A 23139-nucleotide genomic window follows, 5' to 3' on the forward strand; every position below is an offset into this window, starting at 1 on the left:
CGACCATGTCCGCAGGGCGGGACGCGGCGGCCGGCGTACGGCGGTGACCACCCGCCGTGACACACTTACCGCTGTGTTGCGCTGGCTGACTGCAGGTGAATCGCACGGACCCGCCCTCGTTGCGATGCTGGAGGGCGTACCCGCCGGCATCGAGGTGACGAGCGCCGAGATCGGCGGCGAGCTGGCCCGCCGCCGGCTCGGCTACGGCCGGGGCGCCCGGATGGCGTTCGAACAGGACGAGATCGAGATCATCGGCGGGCTGCGGCACGGGGTGACGCTCGGCAGCCCGGTGGCGATCCGGGTGGGCAACTCCGAGTGGCCGAAGTGGCGCACCGTGATGGCCGCCGACCCGGTCGACGCGGACGAGCTGGCCAGCCAGGCCCGCAACGCCCCGCTGACCCGTCCCCGCCCCGGACACGCCGACCTGGCCGGCATGCAGAAGTACGGGCACACCGACGCCCGGCCGATCCTGGAGCGGGCCAGCGCCCGGGAGACCGCCGCCCGGGTCGCCGTGGGCACGGTCGCCAAGGCGCTGGTGCGGCAGGCGCTCGGCGTCGAGATCGTCTCCCACGTGGTGGAGCTGGGACCGGTGGCCGTGAAGCCGGGCCTGCGGCCCACGCCGGAGGACGCCGCCCGCATCGACGCCGACCCGCTGCGCTGCCTCGACGCCGAGGCGAGCGCGCGGATGGTCGCCGAGGTGGACGCCGCGAAGAGGGCCGCCGACACGCTCGGTGGCGTGGTCGAGGTGCTCGCGTACGGCGTGCCGCCGGGCCTGGGCAGCCACGTGCAGTGGGACCGCAAGCTCGACGCCCGGCTGGCCACCGCGCTGATGTCGATCCAGGCGATCAAGGGCGTCGAGATCGGTGACGGCTGGCAGCAGGCCCGCTCCCGTGGCTCCGAGGCGCACGACGAGATCATGCCCACCGCCACCGGCGTCCGCCGGATCACCGACCGGGCCGGCGGCCTGGAGGGCGGCATCACCACAGGCGAGCCGCTGCGGGTCAAGGCGGCGATGAAGCCGATCTCGTCGCTGAACCGCGCGCTCGCCACGATCGACGTGACCACAGGTGAGCCGGCCACCGCGATCAACCAACGCTCCGACGTGTGCGCGGTGCCGGCCGCCGCCGTGGTCGCCGAGGCCATGGTCGCGCTGGTGCTGGCCGAGGCGGCGGTGGAGAAGTTCGGCGGCGACTCGATCGCCGAGATGCGCCGCAACCTGTCCGGTTACCTCGACAGCCTGGTGGTCAAGTGAGCGCGAGGAACGCAGCGCAGCGGAGTCCCGCAGTCGCGAACGAAGGGCGGCGCAAGTGAGCACCAGGCCGGTGGTCGTGCTGGTCGGGGCGCCCGGCTCGGGCAAGACCACGGTGGGCGCCGCGCTCGCCGAGGCATTCGGCGTCGACTTCCGGGACACCGACACCGACATCGAGCGCCTCGCCGGCAAACCCATCCCGGAGATCTTCGTCGACGAGGGCGAGGACCACTTCCGTACGCTTGAGCGGGCCGCGGTGGCGGCGGCGCTTGCCTCGCACGCAGGTGTGCTGGCGCTCGGCGGCGGCGCGGTCCTGGCCGAGGAGAACCGGGCCGCGCTGATCGGCCACACGGTGGTGCACCTGTCGGTGGAGCTGCCGGACGCGATCAGGCGGGTCGGGTTGGGCGCCGGCCGGCCGCTGCTGGCGTTGAACCCGCGCGCCACCCTCAAGCACCTGCTGGACCAACGCCGCCCGCTCTACGCCGAGGTGGCGACCGCGACCGTGGTCACCGACGGGCGGTCGCCGCAGGAGTTGGCGGACGAGATCGCCGCGCTGCTCAAGCCCTGACCGGCGGTGGAACGCGCCGAGCAGCGCCAGCCGCACCGATCACGGAGTGGACAGTCGCCGCATGCGGCCGGGCGCTGGACTAGGCTGCCGGCGATGGACGAGGTGACCCGGATCCCGGTCGGCGGCGAACGGCCGTACGACGTGCTTGTGGGACGTGACCTGCTCGACCCGCCGCCCGCGCTGCTGCCCGGCGCCGAGCGGGTGGCCTATCTGCACGCGGCGCCGCTCAAGGCCCTCGCGGAGCGACTCGCCGAGCGGGCCCGCGCCGACGGCGTGACGCCGCTGCTGGTGGAGGTGCCGGACGCCGAGGCGGGCAAGCACGTCGACGTGGCCGCCGCCGCCTGGGACCGGCTCGGCGCGGCGGGCTTCACCCGTACCGACGCGGTGGTGGGGGTGGGCGGCGGCGCGGTCACCGACCTGGCCGGTTTCGTCGCGGCCACCTGGCTGCGCGGGGTGCGTTGGGTGCCGGTGGCGACCTCGCTGCTCGGCATGGTCGACGCCGCCGTCGGCGGCAAGACCGGCATCAACACGACCGCCGGTAAGAACCTGGTCGGCGCGTTCCACCCGCCGGCCGGCGTGCTCTGCGACCTGGCGACGCTCGACGGCCTGCCCCCGGCCGAGCTTGCCGCCGGGATGGCCGAGGTGGTCAAGTGCGGCTTCATCGCCGACCCGGTGATCCTCGACCTGGTCGAGCGGGACCCGGCCGCCGCGCTGGACCCGACCGGCCCGGTGGTGCGCGAGCTGGTGGAGCGGGCGGTGCGGGTGAAGGCGGACGTGGTCGCCGGGGACCTGCGCGAGTCCGGGGTACGCGAGGTGCTCAACTACGGGCACACGCTCGCCCACGCGATCGAGAAGGTGGAGGGCTACCGGTGGCGGCACGGCCACGCGGTCGCGGTCGGGCTTGTCTACGCCGCGACCCTGGCCCGGCTGGCCGGCCGGCTCGACGCCGACGACGCCCGGCGGCACCGGAGCGTGCTTGCCGCGCTGGACCTGCCCACCGGCTACCGGGCGGACGCCTGGCCGGAGCTGCTCGCCGCGATGCGGGTGGACAAGAAGGCCCGGGGGAGCCGGCTGCGGTTCGTGGTGCTCGACGGTCTCGCCCGCCCGGCGATGCTCGAGGCGCCGCCGGACGACCTGCTGGCCGCCGCCTACCGGGAGATCAGCTCGTGAGGGTGTACGTGCTCAACGGGCCGAACCTGGGCCGGCTCGGCACCCGCCAGGTCGACGTCTACGGGGTGACCAGCTACGCCGACCTGGTGGCCAGGTGCGAGCGGACCGGGCGCGAGCTGGGGCTGGACGTGGTGGTGCGGCAGACCGACGCCGAGCACGAGCTGCTGGGCTGGCTGCACGCGGCGGCGGACGAGGAGGCGGCGGTGGTGCTCAACCCGGCCGCCTGGTCGCACTACTCGATCGCGGTCCGGGACGCCTGCGCCATGCTCCGCGGCCCGCTTGTCGAGGTGCACATCTCCAACATCCACGCCCGGGAGGAGTTCCGGCACCACTCGGTGGTCTCGGCGGTGGCCACCGGGGTGATCTGCGGGCTCGGGGTGGACGGCTACCGGCTGGCGCTGCACCATCTGGCGCAGCGTGCGAGTCCGATTCGACACAGCGAGTAGACTTTCCAGGTCCGTCCGCCAATTGATGATCAAGGCAGGAAATGGCCTCCACCAACGACCTGAAGAACGGCCTGGTACTCAACCTGGACGGCGAGCTGTGGGCCGTCGTCGAGTTCCAGCACGTCAAGCCCGGTAAGGGTGGTGCGTTCGTGCGCACCACGCTGAAGAACGTGCTGTCCGGCAAGGTGGTCGACAAGACCTTCAACGCGGGCACCAAGGTCGAGACCGCGACCGTGGACAAGCGCACCATGCAATACCTGTACGCCGACGGTGAGGACTACGTCTTCATGGATCTGGAGACGTTCGACCAGATCCCCGTGATGGGCGGCACCGTCGGTGAGGCCGCCAACTACCTCCTCCCGGAGGCCGAGGCGACCGTCGCCACCCACGAGGGCGTGCCGCTCTACATCGAGCTGCCGACCTCGGTGGTGCTCGAGGTCACCTACACCGAGCCGGGGCTGCAGGGTGACCGGTCCACCGGCGGCAACAAGCCGGCCACCGTCGAGACCGGCGCCACCGTGCAGGTGCCGCTGTTCATCACCACCGGTGAGAAAATCAAGGTCGACACCCGCGACGGCCGTTACCTCGGCCGAGCCTGATGGCCGAGGGTCCGAAGCAGCAGATGCCGGCGCGTCGCAAGGCGCGCAAGCGGGCGCTTGACGTGCTCTTCGAGGCCGACCTGCGGGACCGCCCTCCGGTCGAGGTGCTCGCCGGCTATCTGGAGCGGATCGAGCAGCCCCGCCCCGACCACATCGGCTACGCGGTCGGGCTGGTCGAGGGCGTCGCGGCGCACCTCGACCGGATCGACGAGACGATCGCCAGCTACGCCGAGGGGTGGACGCTGGACCGGATGCCCGTGGTCGACCGCAACCTGGCCCGGATCGCCGTGTACGAGCTGCTCTACGTCGACGAGATCGACGACGCGGTGGCGATCAGCGAGGCCGTCGAGCTGGCCCGGCAGATGTCGACCGACGACTCGCCCCGCTTCCTCAACGGCATCCTCGGCCGGATCGCCGAGTACGCCACCCGCTGAGGTTCCGGGCGGGGCCGCGCCGCCGCGGGCAGGAACGACGAAGGGTCCGTGCCGGACGGCACGGACCCTTCGTGGCAGCGGGCGTCGTCAGGAGGCGAAGAACGCGCGCGGGTCGGCGACAAGCACACCGTGCTCGGTGAGCCGCTCGATCAGGCCCGACGGCGAGGCGTCGTACACGATCGCGAGGGCACGCAGGTCGTCGGCGCGGATGGAGAGCACCCGGCCGTTGTAGTCACCGCGCTGCTGCTGGATGGCGCGGGCGTACCTGGCGACGTACGCGAGGTCCTCGGAGGCCTCGTCGTAGAGCCGCTCCAGGTCCAGCACGATCTTGCTGGTGGGTTCGTGGCGCACCCCGCTGCCGTCGGGCAGCAACTCGGAGACGGGAACACGGTAGAAGTCGGCCAGCTCCGCCAGGCGGGACACGGTGACGGCGCGGTCGCCGCGCTCGTACGAGCCGACCACCACGGCCTTCCACCGCCCGTTCGACTTCTCCTCCACCCCCTGCAGGGACAGGCCCTGCTGCTGGCGGATGGAGCGCAGGCGGGCGCCCAGCGACTTGGCGTATTCAGAGGGCATTCGGACACTCCCAGTGCTGCTCGGGGTTCTCCCAGCTATCGCTACGGAGCGTGACGGTACGGGGATTGCGACACGTGGTCAAGTGTTACGGTCCACGAGGTCCGGGCACCGGTGTGGCTTGTCCGCATTTCTCCGGGCTGACCGGCAGGTCAGGACCGCCGACGGCGGGTCCGATGACCGCTGGTAACGTGGCGTGAAGCCCCGGTCCGGGCCCGTCGAGGGTCCGCCCGGAGTCGATAGACGTCCTTTAACGACCCGTCCCGTGAGGCGGGGAAGGAGGTCCGCTGTGGCCTACCCACCGGCTGCCCATCCGTCGCCGCCGCGACAACCCTCGGTGAAGGTGATCCTCGCCGCACCCGACGTTTCGCGGGTGGTCGACCGCATCGCCCACCAGATCCTGGAGAAGACCCAGGGCGCCGCCGACACCGTGTTGCTCGGCATCCCCACCCGGGGCGTGCCCCTGGCCCGCCGCCTCGCGGCCCGGATCAGCACGTTCGAGGACGTGACCGTCCCGGTCGGCGTGCTCGACATCACGCTCTACCGCGACGACCTGCGCCGGCACGCCACCCGCGCGGTCGGCCCGACCGATCTGCCGCCGGGCGGGATCGACGGCCGGCGGGTCGTGCTCGTCGACGACGTGCTCTTCTCCGGCCGCACCGTGCGGGCCGCGCTCGACGCGCTCAGCGACGTCGGCCGCCCGGCCTCCGTGCAGCTCGCCGTCCTTGTCGACCGCGGCCACCGCCAGCTGCCGATCCGCGCCGACTACGTGGGCAAGAACATCCCCACCGCGCTTGCCGAGAACGTCAAGGTCACCCTCGCCGAAACCGACGGCGCGGACGAGGTACGGCTGTACGGAGGGGCCCTCTCATGATCCGGCACCTGCTCTCCGGCGCGGACCTGGACGCGGACACCGCCACGCTTGTGCTCGACACCGCCGCCGAGATGGCCACCGTGGCGGGCCGCGAGGTAAAGAAGCTGCCCGCGCTGCGCGGACGCACCGTGGTCAACCTCTTCTACGAGGACTCCACCCGGACCCGGATCTCGTTCGAGGCGGCGGCCAAGCGACTGAGCGCCGACGTGATCAACTTTTCGGCCAAGGGCTCAAGCGTGGCCAAGGGCGAGAGCCTGAAGGACACCGCGCTCACCCTCCAGGCCATGGGCGCGGACGCGGTGGTCGTCCGGCACCCCGCCTCCGGCGCCCCGCACCGGCTGGCCGACTGGGTGGACGGGTCGGTCGTCAACGCCGGCGACGGCACCCACGAGCACCCCACCCAGGCGCTGCTCGACGCGTACACCATGCGCTCCCGCCTGGGCCGGCTCGCCGGCCTGCACGTGGCGATCGTCGGCGACGTGCTGCACTCCCGGGTGGCCCGCTCCAACGTGCTGCTGCTCAGCACGCTCGGCGCGAAGGTCACGCTCGTCGGCCCGCCGACGCTCATCCCGGTCGACATCGCGCCCGCGCTCGCCCCCGGCATCGACGTCTCCTACGACCTCGACACCGTTGCACCGAATGTGGACGTGGTGATGATGCTGCGGGTGCAGCGGGAGCGGATGAGCGACTCCTACTTCCCGTCGGCCCGGGAGTACGCCCGCCGGTACGGGTTGGACGGGCCGCGCATGCGCCGGCTGCCCGAGCACGCGATCGTCATGCACCCCGGCCCGATGAACCGGGGCATGGAGATCACGCCCGAGGTGGCCGACTCGCCCCGCTCCACAATCGTCGAACAGGTCGCCAACGGGGTCTCCGTGCGGATGGCCGTCCTCTACCTGCTGCTCGGAGGGAACAACCGGTGACCGCGTACCTGGTCAAGAACGTCAGCCCGGTCGGCGGCGAGCCGACCGACCTGCTCATCCGCGACGGCGTGGTGGCCGAGGTGGGCGCCGGTCTGAGCGCGGCCGACGCCGTCGTGGTCGACGCGACCGGCCTGGTCGCGCTGCCCGGCCTGGTCGACCTGCACACCCACCTGCGCGAGCCGGGCCGGGAGGACGCCGAGACGGTCGAGTCCGGCTCCCGGGCGGCGGCGCTCGGTGGCTACACCGCGGTCTGCGCGATGGCGAACACGTCGCCGGTCGCCGACACCGCCGGCGTGGTCGAGCAGGTGTGGCGGCTCGGCCGGGAGGCCGGCCTGGTCGACGTGCAGCCGATCGGCGCGGTCACGGTCGGGCTGGCCGGCGAGCGCCTGGCCGAGCTGGGCGCGATGGCCGACTCCGCGGCCCGGGTGCGGATCTTCTCCGACGACGGGCACTGCGTCGCCGACCCGCGGCTGATGCGCCGGGCGTTGGAGTACGTCAAGGCGTTCGACGGGGTGATCGCCCAGCACGCCGAGGAGCCCCGGCTCACCGAGGGCGCGCAGATGCACGAGGGTGAGGTGTCCACCCGCCTCGGGCTGACCGGCTGGCCGGCCGTCGCCGAGGAGGCGATCATCGCCCGGGACGTGCTGCTCGCCGAGCACGTGGGCAGCCGGCTGCACGTCTGCCACGTCTCCACCGCCGGCAGCGTCGAGGTGCTGCGGCAGGCCAAGTCGCGCGGGGTGCGGGTGACCGCCGAGGTGACGCCGCATCACCTTCTTCTCACCGACGAGGCCGTGAGCGGGAGGAGTGAGCTTGCGAGCCCCGCACTCGCGAACAACTGGAGCCCAGCGAGCAGCTACGACCCGGTCTTCAAGGTGAACCCGCCGCTGCGCACCGCCGCGGACATCGCCGCGCTGCGGGCCGCGCTGGCCGAGGGCGTGATCGACGTCATCGCCACCGACCACGCGCCGCACGCGGTGGAGGACAAGGAGTGCGAGTGGGCGTACGCCCGGCCGGGCATGCTCGGCCTGGAGACCGCGCTCTCCATCGCGCTCGACGTGCTCGGCCCGCGCTGGGACCTCATCGCCGAGCGGATGTCGCGCGTCCCGGCCCGGATCGCCGGGCTGGACGGGCACGGGCTCGACCCGGCGCCCGGCGTGCCGGCGAACCTGACCCTGGTCGACCCGGCCGCCCGGCGTGTCATCGAGCCGGCCGAGCTGGCCAGTCGCAGTCGCAACACCCCGTACGCCCGCATGACGCTGCCGGGTCGCATCGTGGCGACCTTCCTGCGCGGCGAGCCGACGGTCCTGGACGGAAAGGCTGTCAAGTGAGCGCGAGGAACGCAGCGCAGCGGAGTCCCGCAGTCGCGAACGGAAGGCGGGCGCAGTGAGCAGTAGGCGGAGAAACGCGATTCTCGTCCTGGAGGACGGGCGCACGTTCCACGGCGAGGCGTACGGCAGCGTCGGGGAGACCTTCGGCGAGGCGGTCTTCAACACCGGCATGACCGGCTACCAGGAGACCCTGACCGACCCCTCCTACCACCGCCAGGTGGTGGTGCAGACCGCGCCGCACATCGGCAACACCGGTGTGAACGGTGAGGACGACGAGTCCGGCCGGATCTGGGTGGCCGGCTACGTGGTGCGCGACCCGGCCCGGATCGGCTCCAACTGGCGGGCCACCGGCGGCCTGGAGGACCGGCTCGCCGCCGAGGGCGTGGTCGGCATCAGCGGGGTGGACACCCGGGCGCTGACCCGGCACCTGCGCGAGCGCGGCGCGATGCGGGTCGGCGTCTCAAGCGTCGACGACGATCCGGACGCCCTGCTGGAGCGGGTCCGCCGCGCGCCGTCGATGGTCGGCGCGGACCTGTCCGCCGAGGTGACCACCGCGAAGCCGTACGTGGTCGAGGCCCTGGGCGAGCACCGGTTCACGGTGGCCGCGCTGGACCTGGGCATCAAGCGCAACGTGCCGCGCCGGCTCGCCGCGCGTGGCGTCACCACCCACGTGCTGCCCGCCGGTTCGACGATCGAGGACCTGCTCGCCACCGGTGCGGACGCGGTGTTCCTCTCGCCCGGCCCGGGCGACCCGGCGACCGCCGACGCCCCGGTGGCACTTGCGCGGGAGGTGCTCACCCGGCGGATCCCGCTGTTCGGCATCTGCTTCGGCAGCCAGATCCTCGGCCGGGCGCTCGGCTTCGGCACCTACAAGCTCGGGTACGGCCACCGCGGCATCAACCAGCCGGTGCTCGACCGGGCCACCGGCAAGGTGGAGGTGACAAGCCACAACCACGGCTTCGCGGTGCGGGTGCCGGGTGCCGGAGACGGAGCGGTGGTGCCGGACCAGGTGGTCGACACCGACTTCGGCGGGGTCCGGGTCTCCCATGTCTGCCTCAACGACAACGTGGTCGAGGGGCTGCGGGCCGAGGACGTGCCCGCCTTCACCGTCCAGTACCACCCGGAGGCGGCGGCCGGCCCGCACGACGCGGACTACCTGTTCGACCGCTTCGCGGAGCTCATCGAAGGCGGTAAGTGATGCCCAAGCGGACCGATCTGAAGCACGTCCTGGTGATCGGCTCGGGGCCGATCGTGATCGGACAGGCCTGCGAGTTCGACTACTCCGGCACCCAGGCCTGTCGGGTGCTGCGCAGCGAGGGGATCCGGGTCAGCCTGGTCAACTCCAACCCGGCGACGATCATGACGGATCCGGAGTTCGCCGACGCCACGTACGTGGAGCCGATCACCCCGGAATTCGTCGAGCTGGTCATCGCCCGGGAACGCCCGGACGCGCTGCTGCCCACCCTGGGCGGGCAGACCGCGTTGAACACGGCGGTCGCGCTGCACTCCGCGGGCGTCCTGGAGAAGTACGGCGTCGAGCTGATCGGCGCCAACATCGACGCGATCAACCGGGGCGAGGACCGGCAGTTGTTCAAGGAGATCGTGGCCAAGGCCGGCGTACGCCTGGGTCTGGACGACCCGGCGGCGCTGGTGCCGCGCTCGCGGGTCTGCCACTCCATGGACGAGGTGCGCGAGACGGTCGGCGAGCTGGGCCTGCCGGTGGTCATCCGGCCGTCGTTCACCATGGGTGGCCTCGGTTCCGGGATGGCGCACACCGACGCGGACCTCGACCGGATCGCCGGCGCGGGCCTGGCCGCGAGCCCGGTGCACGAGGTGCTGATCGAGGAGAGCGTGCTCGGCTGGAAGGAGTACGAGCTGGAGCTGATGCGCGACCGGCACGACAACGTGGTGGTGGTCTGCTCGATCGAGAACGTCGACCCGATGGGCGTGCACACCGGCGACAGCGTCACGGTCGCCCCGGCGATGACGCTCACCGACCGGGAGTACCAGAACCTGCGCGACCTCGGCATCGCGGTGCTGCGCGAGGTCGGGGTGGACACCGGCGGCTGCAACATCCAGTTCGCGGTCAACCCGGTCGACGGCCGGATCGTGGTGATCGAGATGAACCCTCGGGTGTCCCGCTCCTCGGCGCTGGCGTCGAAGGCCACCGGCTTCCCGATCGCCAAGATCGCCGCGAAGCTCGCGGTCGGCTACACGCTTGACGAGATCCCCAACGACATCACGCTCAAGACGCCCGCCGCGTTCGAACCGACGCTCGACTACGTGGTGGTGAAGATCCCCCGGTTCGCGTTCGAGAAGTTCCCCGGCGCCGACCCGGAGCTGACCACCACCATGAAGTCGGTGGGGGAGGCGATGAGCCTGGGCCGCAACTTCTCCGAGGCGCTGAACAAGGCGATGCGCTCGATGGAAACCAAATCATCTGGTTTCTGGACCGTCCCCGACCCGGCGGGCGCCACGAAGGAGAACACGCTTGCCGCGCTGCGGATGCCGCACGACGGCCGGCTCTACACCGTCGAGCGGGCGCTGCGCCTGGGCGCGTCGATCGCCGAGGTGGCCGAGGCGTCCGGCGGGATGGACCCGTGGTTCCTGGACCAGATCGCCGCGCTCGTCGAGTTGCGCGCGGAGATCGTCGACGCGCCGGTGCTCGACGCCGGCCTGCTGCGGCGGGCCAAGCGCACCGGCCTGTCCGACCGGCAGCTCGCCGCGTTGCGCCCCGAGCTGGCCGCCGAGGACGGGGTCCGGACGCTGCGGCACCGGCTGGGGATCCGGCCGGTCTACAAGACGGTGGACACCTGCGCGGCCGAGTTCGAGGCGACCACGCCCTACCACTACTCGACGTACGACGCGGAGACCGAGGTGGCGCCCTCGGCCCGGCCGAAGGTGCTCATCCTGGGGTCCGGACCGAACCGGATCGGTCAGGGCATCGAGTTCGACTATTCGTGCGTGCACGCGGTCCAGGCTCTCCGGGACGTGGACTACGAGACCGTCATGGTCAACTGCAACCCGGAGACCGTCTCCACCGACTACGACACCGCCGACCGGCTCTACTTCGAGCCGCTGACGTTCGAGGACGTGCTTGAGGTCTGGTACGCCGAGGACTCCTCCGGCAAGGCGGCCGGTGGTCCCGGCGTGGTCGGGGTGGTGGTGCAGCTCGGCGGTCAGACCCCGCTCGGCCTGGCCCAACGGCTCAAGGACGCGGGCGTGCCGATCGTCGGCACCTCGCCGGAGTCGATCCACCTGGCCGAGGAGCGGGGCGCGTTCGGCGCGGTGCTGGCCCGGGCCGGGCTGCGCGCGCCCGCGCACGGCATGGCCACCTCGTACGACGAGGCGAAGGCGATCGCCGACGAGATCGGGTACCCGGTGCTGGTCCGGCCGTCGTACGTGCTCGGCGGCCGGGGCATGGAGATCGTCTACGACGATCCCACGCTGCGCGACTACACCGGTCGGGCCACCGACATCTCGCCCGACCACCCGGTGCTTGTGGACCGTTTCCTCGACGACGCCATCGAGATCGACGTGGACGCGCTCGTCGACGCGGACGGCGACGTCTACCTGGGCGGCGTGATGGAGCACATCGAGGAGGCCGGCATCCACTCCGGCGACTCGTCGTGCGCGCTGCCGCCGATCACGCTTGCCGGCTCGCACCTGGCCGAGGTGCGCCGCTACACCGAGGAGATCGCCCGCGGCGTCGGGGTACGCGGCCTGCTCAACGTCCAGTACGCGCTCCAGGGCGACACGCTCTACGTGCTGGAGGCCAACCCGCGCGCCTCCCGTACCGTGCCGTTCGTCTCGAAGGCGACGGCGGTGCCGCTGGCCAAGGCGGCGGCCCGGATCGCGCTCGGCGCCACCATCGCCGAGTTGCGCGCCGAGGGGATGCTGCCCCCGACCGGGGACGGCGGCGTCATGCCGCCGGACGCGCCGATCGCGGTCAAGGAGGCGGTGCTGCCGTTCAAGCGGTTCCGCACCCCGTCGGGCAAGGGCATCGACGTGCTGCTCGGCCCGGAGATGCGCTCCACCGGTGAGGTGATGGGCATCGACACCGGTTTCGGTCAGGCGTTCGCCAAGTCGCAGGCCGCCGCGTACGGGTCGCTGCCCACCGCCGGGAAGATCTTCGTGTCGGTGGCGAACCGGGACAAGCGCGGCATGATCTTCCCGATCAAGCGCCTGGCCGACCTGGGTTTCGAGATCGTCGCCACCACCGGCACGGCCGAGGTGCTGCGCCGGCACGGCATCGCCTGCGAGCAGATCCGTAAGCACTACGAGGCGGGTGAGGGCGCGGACGCGGTCTCGCTGATCCTCGGCGGTGACGTGGCGCTCGTGGTGAACACGCCGCAGGGTTCCGGCGCGAGCGCCCGCTCGGACGGCTACGAGATCCGCAGCGCCGCCGTCACGGCGGACATCCCCTGCGTCACCACGGTCCCCGGCGCGGCGGCGGCGGTGATGGGCATCGAGGCGCGGATCAACGGCGACCTCCAGGTCCGCCCCCTCCAGGACCTGAACGCCGCCCTCCGGGCCAACGAGTGACCACCCACACGTCCGCGTCGATCATGAAGTTGGCGGCGATGTGGATCTCCACCGCCGCCGTCAACTTCATGATCAACGGACCGGAGGGCGCGGGGTGATGTTCGAGAAGGTGGTGCGGCCTCGGTTGTTCGCGCTCGGGGGCGGGGATGCGGAGGTGGCGCACGAGTGGACACTCGGGCGGCTCGCCCGGGCGTCGCGGCGGCCGGCGGTGCTGGCGGGGTTGCGGCGGGTCTACTTCCGGGCCTCGCCGCGTGAGGTGTTCGGGGTGCGGTTCCCGAACCCGGTCGGGCTGGCGGCCGGGATGGACAAGAACGGGGTCGCGCTGCCGGCCTGGCCGGCGCTTGGCTTCGGCTTCGTCGAGGTCGGCACCGTGACCGCGCACGCCCAGCCGGGCAACCCCCGGCCGCGGCTGTTCCGGCTGCGCGACAGCGAGGCCGTGGTCAACCGGATGGGGTTCAACAACGCCGGCGCGGCGGCCCTGGCGGCCCGGCTGGCGGCGCTGCCGCGCCCGCTCGGCGTGCCGCTGGGCATCTCGCTCGGCAAGTCCAAGGTGACCCCGCTCGACGACGCCGTCGAGGACTACCTCGCCTCCTACCGGGCGCTGGCGGGCCACGGCGACTACTTCGCGGTGAACGTGTCCTCGCCGAACACCCCGGGCCTGCGGTCGCTTCAGGACCGGTCCCATCTGGACGCGCTGCTCGCCGCGCTGGTCGGGGAGAAGCCGGTGCTTGTGAAGATCGCCCCGGACCTGACCGAGGCGGCCGTCGCCGAACTGCTGGAGGTCTGCCTCGACCGGGGCGCGGCGGGCGTCATCGCCACCAACACCACGCTCGGCCGCGACGGGCTCGCCCCCGCCGACCGGGCACGCGGCGCCGAGGCCGGCGGCCTGTCCGGCCGGCCGCTGACCGGGCGGGCCCGGGAACTGGTCGGGTTCGTGCACCGGGAGACCGGAGGACGGCTGCCGGTGATCGGCGTCGGCGGCATCCTCGACCCGGACGACGCGACCCGGATGTTCGACGCCGGCGCCGACCTGGTCCAGCTCTACACGGGATTCATCTACCGGGGCCCGGCCCTGGTCCGGTCGGCCGTCCGGGCGGTCGCCGGACGCTGACCGGGCCGGGCGCACCCCACGAAGGAGCACACGTGACGCCCGAGGAGATCCTCGCCGCCGACCGCCGGCACGTATGGCACCCGTACGCGGCGCTGCCGCCGGCCAGCCCGCCGCTCGTGGTGCGGAGCGCCGAGGGGGTACGGCTGCGGCTGGCCGACGGGCGGGAGCTTGTCGACGGCATGTCGTCGTGGTGGGCGGCGATCCACGGCTACCGGCACCCGGTGCTCGACGCCGCGGTGACCGACCAGCTCGGCCGGATGAGCCACGTGATGTTCGGCGGGCTCACCCACGAGCCGGCGGTACGCCTGGCCGAGACGCTCGTCGAGCTGGCCCCGGACGGCCTGGAGCACGTCTTCCTGGCCGACTCCGGGTCGGTGAGCGTCGAGGTCGCGGTGAAGATGTGCCTCCAGCACCAGCGCGCCGTGGGGCGCCCGGAGCGTCGCCGGCTCGGCACCTGGCGAGGCGGCTACCACGGCGACACGTTCCACCCGATGAGCGTCTGTGACCCGGAGGGCGGCATGCACCACCTCTGGGGCGACGTGCTGCCCCGGCAGGTGTTCGCGCCGCTGCCGCCGGCCGGCTTCGACGCACCGCCGGACCCGGCGTACGAGGCGGCGCTCCGCGACGCCGTCGAGCGGCACGCCGACGAGCTGGCCGCGGTGATCGTGGAGCCGGTCGTGCAGGGCGCCGGCGGGATGCGGTTCCACCACCCGCACTACCTGCGGGTGCTGCGCGAGGTGACCCGGCGCCACGGCATCCTGCTGGTCTTCGACGAGATCGCCACCGGCTTCGGCCGGACCGGGCGGATGTTCGCCGCCGAGCACGCCGGCGTCACGCCGGACGTGCTCTGCGTCGGCAAGGCGCTCACCGGCGGCTACCTCACCCTCGCCGCGGCGCTGTGCACCGCGGAGGTGGCCGCCGCGATCTCCGCGGACGGGGTGCTGGCGCACGGGCCGACGTTCATGGGCAACCCGCTCGCCTGCGCGGTCGCCAACGCCTCCCTGGGCCTGCTGCGGGCCGGTGACTGGGCCGGACGGGTGGCGGGGATCGCCGAGGGGCTGCGGGCCGGCCTGGCGCCGTTGCGCGACGCCCCGGGGGTGGCCGACGTGCGGGTGCTCGGCGCGATCGGCGTGGTGCAGCTCGACCACGAGGTGGACCTGCCCTCGGCGACCGCCGCCGCGGTGGCCGAGGGGGTGTGGCTGCGCCCGTTCCGGGACCTCGTCTACACCATGCCGCCGTACGTCTGCGACGACACCGACGTGGCCCGGATCGCGGCCGGCGTGGCGGCGGCGGTCAAGGCCGGCTGAGCCCGGCCGTGACGACCTGACGCGACGGGAGGCCCGTCGCGGTGACACGGAGGCGGTCGAGGCCGCCGGGAGAGGGAGAGACGCGATGGAGACGTTCGGCACCAGACTGCACCGGGCCATGGCGGAACGCGGTCCGCTCTGCGTGGGGATCGACCCGCACCCGGGCCTGCTGGCCGACTGGGGGCTGCCCGACGACGTGGACGGGCTCGAGCGGTTCTGCCGCACCGTGGTGGAGGCGCTCGGCGACCGGGTCGCCGTGGTCAAGCCGCAGTCGGCGTTCTTCGAGCGCTACGGCTCGCGCGGGGTCGGCGTACTTGAGTCAACTATCCGACAGTTGCGAAATGCGGGCGCGCTCGTTCTCCTCGACGTCAAGCGCGGCGACATCGGATCGACTGTCCGCGCGTACGCCTCGGCGTACCTCGATCCATCCAACCCGCTGTATGTCGACGCGATCACCGCGAGCCCCTACCTGGGAGTAGGTTCACTCGCGCCGATGATCGAGACGGCCGCCGCGCACGGCAGCGGAGTCTTCGTCCTGGCCCTCACGTCGAACCCCGAGGGCGCCGCCGTGCAGCGTGCGGTCGGGGCCGACGGGCGCACCGTCGCGCAGCACGTGATCGACGAGATTTCCCAGCTCAACCGGGGTGCGGGGCCGCTCGGCAGCTTCGGTCTGGTGGTCGGCGCGACGATCGGTGAGACAGGTCACGACTTCGACGCCCTCAACGGTCCGCTGCTCGCCCCCGGGATGGGCGCGCAGGGCGGCACACCGGCCGGACTGCGCGCGGTCTTCGGCGCCGCGCTGCCGTCGGTGCTGCCGTCGTACTCCCGGGAGTTGCTGGGCGCGGGGCCGGAGCCGGCCGCCCTGCGGGCCGCTGCCGAGCACGCTCAGGCCGAGTGCCGGGCCGCCCTGAGCGCCGCCTGACTGACTGACGGCTCGGTCACTTTACGTTGATCATCGCGCGTCCACGTTGCCGAAAGCTCCGTTGACCGCTAGTTTTCCCCGCGCTGGGAACCACGGACCCCTTTGGTTGCCAGCGACACCACGTTTCACAGCTGCGGTGGGGCTCCGCCCGCCGTACTAGGGACCTGAGGAGAACTGGTGCCGCTCCCGTCACTGACCCCCGAGCAGCGCGCTGCCGCGCTGGAGAAGGCTGCGGAGATCCGCAAGGCCCGCGCTGAGCTGAAGGAGCAGCTCAAGCAGGGCAAGACCACCCTCGCCACCGTCCTTGAGCGGGCCGAGAACGACGACGTCGTGGGCAAGCTGAAGGTTTCGGCAGTGCTCCAGGCGATGCCGGGCATCGGCAAGATCCGGGCCACCCAGATCATGGAGAAGCTCAAGATCGCGGACAGCCGTCGCCTGCGTGGCCTCGGCGAGCAGCAGCGCAAGGCGCTGCTCGGTGAGTTCGCCGCCAACTGAACGGACCACCGTGTAGAAACAAGCGGTGAGCACGGATGACGAGGCGCGCTCGGCGGCTCGGCTCACTGTCCTGTCCGGCCCTTCCGGGGCCGGGCGGGGCAGTGTCGTCGAGCTGGTCCGGGCGCGTCTTGCGTCGGTGTGGGTGCCGGTGGTCGCCACCACCCGCCCACCCCGGCCCGGCGAGCGGGACGGCGTCGACCGGCTCTTCCTCGACCGGGCCGGCTTCGACCGGCTCGTCGACGCCGGCGAGCTGCTGGAGTGGTGCCGGATCGGGCCGTACCGCCGGGGAGTGCCCCGCGCGGACGTGCGGTCCCGCCTCGCGCAGGGCCGGCCGGTGCTGCTGCCGCTTGACCTGGCCGGCGCGCTCACCGTCGCGGACGCGGCGCCGGAGGCCCGGCTGGTGCTGCTCGCGCCGCCGGCGTACCGCGCCGACCCGGCCGTCGCGGCCGTCTTCGCACACGCCGTGGCGCACGACCGGACCGAGCGTGCGGCGGCCGAGCTGGTAGGATTGCTCGGTTCGTCATTCCTGGCTCCGGCCCGACCGCCCCCGGGCGGTTGAGCGGCCACCGACCGCCCCCGTGCGGCGCACGAGACGCAGAGGTCAAATTTCGTGGGATCCATCGCCACCAACCCCGAGGGCATCACCAACCCGCCGATCGACGAGCTGCTCGAGAAGACCACCTCGAAGTACGCGCTGGTGATCTTCGCCGCCAAGCGCGCCCGTCAGGTCAACGCCTACTACAGCCAGCTCGGCGAAGGCCTCCTGGAATACGTCGGCCCGCTCGTGGAGACCACCCCGCAGGAGAAGCCGCTCTCGATCGCCATGCGCGAGATCAACGCGGGCCTGCTCACCGCCGAGCCGACCGACCAGCCGTAACCGCGCCCACGCCGATGCCCGCCGAGATCGTCCTCGGGGTCGGCGGCGGCATCGCCGCCTACAAGGCGTGTGAGCTGCTCCGGCTCTTCACCGAGTCGGGTCACCGGGTCCGGGTGGTGCCGACCGCCTCGGCGCTCCGCTTCGTCGGCGCGCCGACCTGGGCGGCGCTCTCCGGCCAGCCGGTCGCCGACGACGTCTGGTCCGACGTGCACGAGGTGCCGCACGTGCGCCTCGGGCAGCACGCCGACCTGGTCGTGGTCGCGCCCGCCACCGCCGACCTGCTCGCCAAGGCCGCCCACGGTCTCGCCGACGACCTGCTCACCAACACGCTGCTGACCGCGCGGTGCCCGGTGGTGCTCGCGCCGGCCATGCACACCGAGATGTGGGAACACCCGGCCACCATGGCCAACGTGGACACGCTGCGGTCGCGGGGCGTCCGGGTGATCGAGCCGGCGGTCGGGCGGCTGACCGGGCGGGACACCGGCAAGGGCCGGCTGCCCGATCCGGCGGAGATCTTCGCGGTCGCCCGCCGGGCGCTGGCCCGGGGCGTGGACGCCCCGGCCGACCTGTCCGGCCGGCACGTCGTGGTCACCGCCGGCGGCACCCGCGAGCCCCTCGACCCGGTCCGCTACCTGGGCAACCGGTCCTCCGGCAAACAGGGGTACGCGTTCGCCCGCGCCGCCGTGGCCCGGGGCGCCCGGGTGACTCTCGTCGCGGCGAACGTGGCGCTCGCCGACCCGGCCGGGGTGGACCTGGTCCGGGTGGGCACCACCGAGGAGCTGCGCACGGCGACGCTCGCGGCCTCCGCCGACGCGGACGCCGTGGTTATGGCCGCCGCGCCGGCCGACTTCCGCCCGGCCACCTACGCGACCGGGAAGATCAAGAAATCGGAGGACGGCGTCGCGCCGACCATCGAGCTGGTCACCAACCCCGACATCGCCGCCGAGCTGGGCCGGCGCCGTCGGCCCGGGCAGGTGCTCGTGGTGTTCGCCGCGGAAACCCACGACGCCGAGGTCAACGGCCGCGCCAAGCTGGCCCGCAAGCGCGCCGACCTGATCGTGGTCAACGAGGTCGGCGTCGACAAGGTCTTCGGCGCGGAGACCAACGCGGCCACCGTCATCGGCGCCGACGGAGCCGTCCACCGGCTCCCCGAGCAGCCCAAGGAGGCCCTGGCCGACGCCGTCTGGGACCTCGTGGTCACCCGACTCGACGAACCGTCCTGAGAGTTGGTCAGCTGGCATTCCCGCAGCCACGGTGCGACGGGGACGACTAAACTGCCGCCGAGCGACCTTTAAAAGTCTTCACATGCTTAGGAGTGCCGTGACACGTCTGTTCACGTCCGAATCGGTCACGGAAGGCCACCCGGACAAGATCGCCGACCAGATCAGCGACGGCATTCTCGACGCGCTGCTCGAACAGGACCCGCACAGCCGGGTCGCGGTGGAGACGTTGATCACCACCGGCCAGGTGCACGTCGCCGGCGAGGTGACCACCAAGGCGTACGCCGACATCCCGACCATCGTGCGGGAGACCATCCTCGGCATCGGCTACGACTCGTCGAAGAAGGGCTTCGACGGCGCCTCCTGCGGGGTGAGCGTGTCCATCGGCGCGCAGTCGCCGGACATCGCCCAGGGCGTGGACAACGCGTTCGAGCTGCGCACCGGTGGCTCGGAGAGCGCGCTCGACGCGCAGGGCGCCGGCGACCAGGGCATGATGTTCGGCTTCGCCTGCTCCGAGACGCCCGAGCTGATGCCGCTGCCGATCGCGCTCGCGCACCGGCTGGCCCGCCGGCTGTCGCAGGTGCGCAAGGACGGCACGATCCCCTACCTGCGGCCGGACGGCAAGACCCAGGTGACCATCGAGTACGACGGGCTGCGCCCGGTGCGCCTGAACACGGTGGTGGTGTCCAGCCAGCACGCGGCGGACATCTCGCTTGAGTCGCTGCTCACGCCGGACGTGCGGGAGCACGTGATCGCGCCGGAGCTGGAGGGCCTCGGCCTGGACACCGACGGCTACCGGCTGCTGGTGAACCCGACCGGGCGGTTCGAGATCGGCGGCCCGATGGGCGACGCCGGGCTGACCGGCCGGAAGATCATCGTGGACACCTACGGCGGGTACGCCCGGCACGGCGGTGGCGCGTTCTCCGGCAAGGACCCGTCGAAGGTCGACAGGTCGGCCGCGTACGCGATGCGCTGGGTGGCCAAGAACGTGGTCGCCGCCGGGCTGGCCGAGCGGTGCGAGGCGCAGGTCGCGTACGCGATCGGCAAGGCGCACCCGGTGAGCCTGTTCGTCGAGACGTTCGGCACCGAGACGGTGCCGGTGGCCTCGATCGAGAAGGCCGTCGCCGAGGTGTTCGACCTGCGTCCGGCCGCCATCATCCGGGACCTGCACCTGCTGCGCCCGATCTACCGGCAGACCGCCGCGTACGGCCACTTCGGCCGGGAGCAGGCGGAGCTGACCTGGGAGAGCACCGACCGGGCCGCCGACCTCAAGTCGGCCGCGGGAGCCTGAGCGCGACCACGCGCCGCGACCGGCGACCCGCCGAGGGGTCGCCGGTCGCTCGCGTCTGCGTGGACGTGCCGCTGCCGCACCTCGACCGCCCGTTCGACTACCTGGTCCCCGAGACGCTCGACGCCGACGCGCGGCCCGGGGTCCGGGTGAAGGTCCGCTTCGCCGGGCAACTCGTCGACGGGTGGTTGCTGGAGCGCGTCGCCGAGTCCGACCACCCGAAGCTGGCGTACCTGGAGAAGGTCGTCTCCCCGGTGCCGGTGCTCGCCCCGGAGGTGGCGCGGCTGGCCCGGGCGGTGGCCGACAGGTACGCGGGCAGCCTGGCCGACGTGCTCCGGCTGGCGGTGCCGCCGCGCCACGCCCGCGCCGAGAAGTCCGCCACCGCCGACCCACCGGCCGAGGCCGCCGACCCGCAGGCCGCCGACGCCGCCGCGCCGGCCGGGGCCGCCGTCGATCCGCGGGGCTGGCGGGACTACCCGGCCGGGCCGGCGCTGCTGCGCGCGCTCGCCGACGGCCGGGCGCCCCGCGCCGTCTGGTCCGCCCTGCCGGGGGAGGACTGGGCCGACAGGTACGCCGACGCGGTGGCGGCGACCGTGGCCGGTGGCCGGGGCGCCGTGGTGGTGGTCGCCGACGGTCGGGACCTGGATCGCCTGGACGCCGCCCTGACCGCGGTGCTCGGCGCCGGCCGGCACGCCTGCCTCACCGCCGCCGCCGGCCCGGCCCGTCGTTACCGCGCCTTCCTGGCCGCCCGCCGGGGGGAGGTGCCGGTGGTGGTCGGCACCCGGGCGGCCATGTTCGCCCCGGTCGAGCGGCTCGGCCTGGTGGCGGTCTGGGACGACGGGGACGACCTGCACTCCGAGCCCCGGGCGCCCTACCCGCACGCCCGCGAGGTGCTGCTCACCCGGGCGCAGCTCGCCGGCGCCGCCGCCCTCGTCGGCGGGTTCGCCCGGACCGCCGAGGGCCAACTGCTCGTGGAGACCGGGTGGGCCCGGGAGGTGGTCGCCGACCGGGCCACCGTGCGGGCGCGGATGCCGGCGATGGCGCCCACCGGCGACGACCCGCAGCTGGCCCGGGACCCCGGTGCGGCCTCCGCCCGGCTGCCCAGCCTGGCCTGGACCACGGCCCGGGACGCGCTTCGCGCCGACCTGCCGGTGCTCGTGCAGGTGCCCCGCCGCGGCTACCTGCCCTCGGTCGCGTGCGCCGACTGCCGCGCGCCGGCCCGCTGCCCGCACTGCGCCGGTCCGCTCGGCCTGCCGTCGGCGCAGGGCACACCGGCCTGTCGGTGGTGCGGTCGGGTCGCCGCCGCGTACGCCTGCCCGGAGTGCGGTGGACGGCGGCTGCGCGCCTCGGTCACCGGGGCGCGGCGCACGGCCGAGGAACTGGGCCGGGCGTTCCCGGGGGTGCCGGTGCGGACCTCCGGGCGGGAGGAGGTGCTGGCGGCCGTGCCCGGCGGCGCCGGTCTGGTGATCGCCACGCCGGGCGCCGAGCCGGTCGCCGAGGGCGGCTACGGCGCGGTGCTGCTGCTCGACTCGTGGGCGCTGCTGACCCGGGCCGACCTGCGGGCCGGGGAGGAGGCGCTGCGCCGGTGGCTGGCCGCCGCCGCGCTGGCCCGGCCCGGTGCGGCAGGTGGCCGGGTGGTGGTGGTGGCCGACGGCGCGCTCGTCCCGGTGCAGGCGCTGCTGCGCTGGGACGCGGGCTGGTTCGCGGCGCGGGAGCTGGCCGAGCGCCGCGAGCTGGGTTTCCCGCCGGCGGTGCGGATGGCGAGCGTCACCGGCCCGGCCGAGGCGGTGGCCGACCTGCTGGCCGGGGCCGGGCTGCCGGACGACGCGGAGATCCTCGGGCCGGTGCCGGCCGACGAGGGCCGGGAGCGGATGCTGGTCCGGGTGCCACGGACCCGGGCCGCCGTCCTGGCCGACGCGCTGCACGCCGCCGCCGGGCAGCGCAGCGCCCGCAAGGCCGCCGACCCGGTCCGGCTCCAGGTCGACCCGCTCAGCCTGTTCTGAGGAGCGCCGTCACCGAGCGCACCTGCCCCCTTGCGTACGGTCGTGAGCTGGGGTTTGGCGCACACCTGGTCCGGCAATTGGACAGCGCGCGGTGATAGCATCGCCCGTCATGCCCAGCCGTGCGAATTTTCCGCACGGGACGCGGCGCGGCGGGTGCTCCGGGCACGTCGGGCCACACGGATTCGATCTCGTCAGTCAGCCGGTGAGCAGGGGTGGACCAGTCGTGACCGTTCGTCAGTCGATCGTCTTCAACGGTGACCTCGGCAGCGGCAAGAGCACCGTTTCCGTCGAGATCGCCAAGCGGCTGGGGCTGCGCCGGGTCAGCGTCGGCGACCTCTACCGTCAGATGGCGCAGGAGCGGCAGATGACCGCGCTCCAGCTCAACCTGCACGCCGAGTTGGACCAGGCCGTCGACGGTTACGTCGACCAGCTCCAGCGGGACATCGCCGCCTCCGGCGAGTCGCTGGTGATGGACTCCCGCCTGGCCTGGCACTTCTTCACCGACGCGCTCAAGGTGCACATGATCACCGAGCCGACCGAGGCGGCCCGGCGGGTGCTCGCCCGGCCGTCCGGCCCGGCCGAGAGCTACACCTCGCTCGAGGAGGCGCGGGCCAAGCTGCGGGAGCGCAGCGAGAGCGAGCGCAACCGCTTCATCGTCCGGTACGGCGTGGACAAGGCCCGGCTGCGTAACTACGACCTGATCTGCGACACCACCCGGGCCACCCCGGAACAGGTGATCCAGCACGTCGTCGACGTCTACGAGGGCCGGCTCGGCGCCGGTGTGCTGCGCGCCGGCCAGCCGCTGCTGCTGCTCGACCCGACCCGGGTCTATCCCACCGAGGACGTGGCCACGTTGCGCGGCCTCTGGGACCCGGAGCACGCGGCCGAGGCGACCGCGGTCGACGCCGAGGCGGTGGAGCCGCTGAGCATCGGCTACACCGGGGAATACTTCTTCGTGGTCGACGGGCACCGGCGGCTCAGCGCGGCGGTGCGCGGCGGCCTCCCGATGGTCGCCGCCCGGCTGGTCGCCGAGGTGGACGAGCCGGTGGTCGGCGGGATGAGCGCGGTCGACTTCTTCGCCGCCCAGGCCCGGCCGACCCTGATCCACGACTGGGAGGACGCGCACGGCATCGCGCTGCCGCTGCCCGAACACGCGCTGCTCGGCGGCGGCGCGGTGCTGGCCGGGGAGCCCGGCGCCGGCGCCTGA

Annotated in this window: 22 protein-coding genes; 21 read left to right on the top strand and 1 reads right to left on the bottom strand. The window is 73.2% G+C overall.

Translation table 11 applies throughout. The features are described from left to right. The first annotated feature begins 73 nt into the window (after nucleotides 1-73). From aroC to nusB, 6 genes are all read left to right on the top strand, one after another. Nucleotides 74-1252, top strand: coding sequence for a chorismate synthase (aroC, locus tag SM450_RS24720; protein WP_474622158.1), 1179 nt, complete (start codon nucleotides 74-76; stop codon nucleotides 1250-1252). Nucleotides 1253-1307: 55 nt separating this feature from the next. Then, the gene (locus tag SM450_RS24725) at nucleotides 1308-1817 is read left to right on the top strand and encodes a shikimate kinase (RefSeq protein ID WP_474622159.1); all 510 of its coding nucleotides are present in this window, start codon (nucleotides 1308-1310) and stop codon (nucleotides 1815-1817) included. Nucleotides 1818-1910: 93 nt separating this feature from the next. Further along, entirely contained in the window at nucleotides 1911-2987 is a 1077-nt protein-coding gene (aroB, locus tag SM450_RS24730) for a 3-dehydroquinate synthase (RefSeq protein WP_474622160.1), read from the top strand. Next, the gene (aroQ, locus tag SM450_RS24735; protein WP_474622161.1) at nucleotides 2984-3433 is read left to right on the top strand and encodes a type II 3-dehydroquinate dehydratase; all 450 of its coding nucleotides are present in this window, start codon (nucleotides 2984-2986) and stop codon (nucleotides 3431-3433) included. The genes aroB and aroQ overlap by 4 nt, the downstream gene beginning before the upstream one ends. A 41-nt stretch (nucleotides 3434-3474) precedes the next feature. Further along, on the top strand, nucleotides 3475-4032 hold the full coding sequence (gene efp, locus SM450_RS24740; protein WP_474622162.1) for an elongation factor P: 558 nt from the start codon (nucleotides 3475-3477) through the stop codon (nucleotides 4030-4032). A gap of 23 nt (nucleotides 4033-4055) precedes the next feature. Next, on the top strand, nucleotides 4056-4466 hold the full coding sequence (gene nusB / locus SM450_RS24745) for a transcription antitermination factor NusB (protein WP_474622182.1): 411 nt from the start codon (nucleotides 4056-4058) through the stop codon (nucleotides 4464-4466). 87 nt (nucleotides 4467-4553) lie between these two features. Here the strand turns inward: nusB and bldD are convergent, their stop codons facing one another. Further along, the gene (gene bldD, locus SM450_RS24750) at nucleotides 4554-5042 is read right to left on the bottom strand and encodes a transcriptional regulator BldD (RefSeq protein ID WP_013285505.1); all 489 of its coding nucleotides are present in this window, start codon (nucleotides 5040-5042) and stop codon (nucleotides 4554-4556) included. A 286-nt stretch (nucleotides 5043-5328) separates the two neighbouring features. On the opposite strand from bldD, the gene pyrR reads away from it, so the two are divergent. From pyrR to SM450_RS24825, 15 genes are all read left to right on the top strand, one after another. Next, nucleotides 5329-5913, top strand: a complete 585-nt coding sequence (gene pyrR / locus SM450_RS24755; protein WP_474622163.1) for a bifunctional pyr operon transcriptional regulator/uracil phosphoribosyltransferase PyrR — start codon at nucleotides 5329-5331, stop codon at nucleotides 5911-5913. After that, complete coding sequence (locus SM450_RS24760) at nucleotides 5910-6836, top strand: aspartate carbamoyltransferase catalytic subunit (protein ID WP_281583728.1); 927 nt, start codon at nucleotides 5910-5912, stop codon at nucleotides 6834-6836. The genes pyrR and SM450_RS24760 overlap by 4 nt, the downstream gene beginning before the upstream one ends. After that, on the top strand, nucleotides 6833-8164 hold the full coding sequence (locus SM450_RS24765; protein WP_474622164.1) for a dihydroorotase: 1332 nt from the start codon (nucleotides 6833-6835) through the stop codon (nucleotides 8162-8164). The genes SM450_RS24760 and SM450_RS24765 overlap by 4 nt, the downstream gene beginning before the upstream one ends. Before the next feature lie 55 nt (nucleotides 8165-8219). Continuing rightward, the gene (carA, locus tag SM450_RS24770) at nucleotides 8220-9362 is read left to right on the top strand and encodes a glutamine-hydrolyzing carbamoyl-phosphate synthase small subunit (protein ID WP_474622165.1); all 1143 of its coding nucleotides are present in this window, start codon (nucleotides 8220-8222) and stop codon (nucleotides 9360-9362) included. Further along, on the top strand, nucleotides 9362-12709 hold the full coding sequence (gene carB / locus SM450_RS24775) for a carbamoyl-phosphate synthase large subunit (RefSeq protein WP_474622166.1): 3348 nt from the start codon (nucleotides 9362-9364) through the stop codon (nucleotides 12707-12709). The genes carA and carB overlap by 1 nt, the downstream gene beginning before the upstream one ends. A gap of 94 nt (nucleotides 12710-12803) precedes the next feature. Further along, on the top strand, nucleotides 12804-13820 hold the full coding sequence (locus SM450_RS24780) for a quinone-dependent dihydroorotate dehydrogenase (RefSeq protein ID WP_474622167.1): 1017 nt from the start codon (nucleotides 12804-12806) through the stop codon (nucleotides 13818-13820). 32 nt (nucleotides 13821-13852) lie between these two features. After that, nucleotides 13853-15127 (top strand): adenosylmethionine--8-amino-7-oxononanoate transaminase, encoded by a 1275-nt coding sequence (locus SM450_RS24785; RefSeq protein WP_474622168.1) that lies wholly within the window; start codon nucleotides 13853-13855, stop codon nucleotides 15125-15127. A gap of 85 nt (nucleotides 15128-15212) precedes the next feature. Beyond that, on the top strand, nucleotides 15213-16049 hold the full coding sequence (gene pyrF, locus SM450_RS24790; RefSeq protein ID WP_474622169.1) for an orotidine-5'-phosphate decarboxylase: 837 nt from the start codon (nucleotides 15213-15215) through the stop codon (nucleotides 16047-16049). Nucleotides 16050-16226: 177 nt separating this feature from the next. Next, nucleotides 16227-16544 carry an integration host factor, actinobacterial type gene (mihF, locus tag SM450_RS24795; protein ID WP_474622170.1) on the top strand — a complete coding sequence of 106 codons (318 nt, stop codon included), beginning with the start codon at nucleotides 16227-16229 and terminating at the stop codon, nucleotides 16542-16544. Between the two features lie 25 nt (nucleotides 16545-16569). Further along, nucleotides 16570-17103, top strand: a complete 534-nt coding sequence (locus tag SM450_RS24800) for a nucleoside/nucleotide kinase family protein (protein ID WP_474622171.1) — start codon at nucleotides 16570-16572, stop codon at nucleotides 17101-17103. A 51-nt stretch (nucleotides 17104-17154) separates the two neighbouring features. Next, nucleotides 17155-17421 carry a DNA-directed RNA polymerase subunit omega gene (gene rpoZ, locus SM450_RS24805; protein ID WP_013285517.1) on the top strand — a complete coding sequence of 89 codons (267 nt, stop codon included), beginning with the start codon at nucleotides 17155-17157 and terminating at the stop codon, nucleotides 17419-17421. A 14-nt stretch (nucleotides 17422-17435) separates the two neighbouring features. After that, on the top strand, nucleotides 17436-18644 hold the full coding sequence (gene coaBC / locus SM450_RS24810) for a bifunctional phosphopantothenoylcysteine decarboxylase/phosphopantothenate--cysteine ligase CoaBC (protein WP_474622172.1): 1209 nt from the start codon (nucleotides 17436-17438) through the stop codon (nucleotides 18642-18644). An 82-nt stretch (nucleotides 18645-18726) separates the two neighbouring features. Then, nucleotides 18727-19932, top strand: a complete 1206-nt coding sequence (metK, locus tag SM450_RS24815; protein WP_474622173.1) for a methionine adenosyltransferase — start codon at nucleotides 18727-18729, stop codon at nucleotides 19930-19932. After that, on the top strand, nucleotides 19929-21932 hold the full coding sequence (locus tag SM450_RS24820; protein ID WP_474622183.1) for a primosomal protein N': 2004 nt from the start codon (nucleotides 19929-19931) through the stop codon (nucleotides 21930-21932). Before metK ends, SM450_RS24820 begins: the two co-directional genes overlap by 4 nt. A 223-nt stretch (nucleotides 21933-22155) precedes the next feature. Beyond that, entirely contained in the window at nucleotides 22156-23139 is a 984-nt protein-coding gene (locus SM450_RS24825) for an AAA family ATPase (protein ID WP_474622174.1), read from the top strand.

The sequence above is a fragment of the Micromonospora marincola genome, from assembly GCF_056150385.1.

Coding starts and splice junctions, on each gene's coding strand:
- nusB (WP_474622182.1), top strand. CDS start 4,056: ATGCCGGCGCGTCGCAAGGCGCGCAAGCGGGCGCTTGACGTGCTCTTC.
- bldD (WP_013285505.1), bottom strand. CDS start 5,042: ATGCCCTCTGAATACGCCAAGTCGCTGGGCGCCCGCCTGCGCTCCATC.
- metK (WP_474622173.1), top strand. CDS start 18,727: ATGCTTAGGAGTGCCGTGACACGTCTGTTCACGTCCGAATCGGTCACG.
- efp (WP_474622162.1), top strand. CDS start 3,475: ATGGCCTCCACCAACGACCTGAAGAACGGCCTGGTACTCAACCTGGAC.
- aroB (WP_474622160.1), top strand. CDS start 1,911: ATGGACGAGGTGACCCGGATCCCGGTCGGCGGCGAACGGCCGTACGAC.
- SM450_RS24760 (WP_281583728.1), top strand. CDS start 5,910: ATGATCCGGCACCTGCTCTCCGGCGCGGACCTGGACGCGGACACCGCC.
- carB (WP_474622166.1), top strand. CDS start 9,362: ATGCCCAAGCGGACCGATCTGAAGCACGTCCTGGTGATCGGCTCGGGG.
- pyrF (WP_474622169.1), top strand. CDS start 15,213: ATGGAGACGTTCGGCACCAGACTGCACCGGGCCATGGCGGAACGCGGT.
- coaBC (WP_474622172.1), top strand. CDS start 17,436: ATGCCCGCCGAGATCGTCCTCGGGGTCGGCGGCGGCATCGCCGCCTAC.